Genomic DNA, 913 nt, shown 5'->3' with positions numbered 1-913 from the left:
AGGACACTGTCGCAAGAAATGGGTAAATCATGAGTGAATCGAAGAAACGCAAAGTGCACCTGCCGGAGTTCAAGGCGAAGGTCGGATTGGAGGCCCTACGTGGGGTCAAGACGATCAATGAAATCGGTCAGGAGTACGGGGTTCACCCGGTCCAGGTAAGCCAGTGGAGGAAGGAAATCCAGGAGCAAGCGAAGACGCTGTTTGGCTCAAAGCGCGGCCCGCAGCCGGTGGCGGCACACAGCGAGCCGGATCGGCTTTATGGCGAAATCGGACGCCTCAAGATGGAACTCGACTGGCTCAAAAAAAAGTCAGGGATCAGCCTGCCATGATGCGTCAAACCTGGATCGAAACAGGCGATGTGGTTGGCGTGAGGCGGCAATGCGTCCTTGCTGGCGTGTCGCGTGCCACGGTGTACGCGCGGCGCAAGCCAAAGGTTTTCGTCGAAGACGATCATCTTCTGGAGCGGCTGATCGACGAGGAATACACTCGCCACCCTTTTTACGGCAGCCGAAAAATGGTGGTGTACCTGGGCCGCTGCGGACACACCGTCAACCGCAAAAGGGCGCAGCGCCTGATGCGCACGATGGGGCTGTCTGGCATGGCTGCGGGACCCAACACCAGCCGGGCGCATCCCCAACACAAGGTGTACCCGTACCTGCTGCGCGGTATGGTCATCGTGCGACCTAATCAAGTCTGGAGTACGGACATCACGTATATCCGGCTGGCACGCGGGTTCGTCTACCTGGTGGCGATCATCGACTGGTATTCCCGGCGCGTGCTGAGTTGGCGGATCAGCAATAGCATGGAGGCGGTGTTCTGCGTGGACTGCCTGGAAGAAGCTCTGCGTGCCCATGGCAAGCCTGAAATATTCAACAGCGACCAGGGGGCCCAGTTCACCAGTGACGGCTTTACC

Annotated in this window: 1 pseudogene; it reads left to right on the top strand. The window is 58.7% G+C overall.

Annotated elements, in window-relative coordinates:
- Positions 1-29: 29 nt before the first annotated feature.
- Positions 30-913 (top strand): annotated as a pseudogene (locus ACP7AD_RS18560) (IS3 family transposase); the annotation flags it as partial.

Source organism: Polaromonas sp. DSP2-3-2b2 (assembly GCF_049895905.1).
In the GTDB taxonomy this organism is placed as follows: Bacteria; Pseudomonadota; Gammaproteobacteria; order Burkholderiales; family Burkholderiaceae_C; genus Polaromonas.
This window is presented reverse-complemented; position numbering and strand designations above follow the sequence as displayed.